The organism is Sphingomonas sp. CCH9-E2 (genome assembly GCF_001557215.1).
Classification (GTDB): Bacteria; Pseudomonadota; Alphaproteobacteria; order Sphingomonadales; family Sphingomonadaceae; genus Sphingomonas.
Genome location: NZ_LSJM01000116.1, coordinates 1 through 842 on the forward strand (window position 1 = coordinate 1; position 842 = coordinate 842).

The 842-nt window shown below is 62.6% G+C and carries 3 protein-coding genes; all 3 read right to left on the reverse strand.

Annotation, left to right across the window (positions count from 1 at the left end):
• Nucleotides 1-202: 202 nt before the first annotated feature.
• Nucleotides 203-451, reverse strand: coding sequence for a hypothetical protein (locus tag AX681_RS06445; RefSeq protein ID WP_016509660.1), 249 nt, complete (start codon nucleotides 449-451; stop codon nucleotides 203-205).
• 3 nt (nucleotides 452-454) lie between these two features.
• Nucleotides 455-625, reverse strand: a complete 171-nt coding sequence (locus AX681_RS21865) for a hypothetical protein (RefSeq protein ID WP_156442736.1) — start codon at nucleotides 623-625, stop codon at nucleotides 455-457.
• On the reverse strand, nucleotides 625-842 hold a 218-nt coding region (locus tag AX681_RS06450; protein WP_066660110.1), incomplete at its 5' end, for a conjugal transfer protein TraD. The genes AX681_RS06450 and AX681_RS21865, both read right to left, overlap by 1 nt.

Below are 842 nucleotides of genomic sequence, written 5' to 3' on the forward strand. Positions count from 1 at the left end.
GTTCCGCGACATGGAAGAGTTTCTGGACGGTGGATGCGCGGTCGCTTGCGACGCAGTTGATCACCGCATCATCGAACATCGGGCTTAGCGAGCGCATCCTTCGGTCTCCTGTTCGCTTTTTAGGCGGTGACCGTGACATTGGTGTGGCGACCGCAAGCGGATGAGCGCGTCAGTGATACGATTGCTCGCAGGAAAGCCCCACTCAGATCGCGTCGGGATGATCGAGCAGCCGCAGCAGGATTTGCGACACGAGGGGAGGGGACACGCCTTCGTCCAGCAGCATGTCGAAAAACGCATCGTCGTTCGGCGTCGGGATCATGTCCTCGATAACCAGGTTGGCGCGCGACTCCGCCATGTCCTCACGCCACATGGCGACTTCCGCCGGCGTGCCGCGCGTAAAATCCATCGCGCGCACTTCGGCGCGGATCGCCTCGATATCGAATGTGATCATCAACTACCCCTCCTCACCGTTTTGCAAGAGCAGATAATTCAGTGCATCCACCGCATCGCGCTCGGTAGCAAAGAGGAGATCAAGCCAGCGGGCCTCAACCGCAGACCAGAGACCCCAAGCGCCGTCCAATTTCGGTTCAGGGCGTTGCGCGACACGATAATCGCTGGCGCTCATCAGCGCGCCTCCTTGGCATCGCTTTCGGCATCGAACGCGCGTTTGCCGCGCCGCTTCCACAGCGCCAGCACGTCCCCGGCATCATCACCGCGCGCGCGTCCGGCGAGATCGAGCAGCGCGCCGTAGAGCGTGGCACGATCGTCGTCGGCCAGTTCGACCAGGCCGGCTTTCTGGACGAGGCCGCCCAGCTCGATCAGGTGGCGCGTTCGTTCGCGGC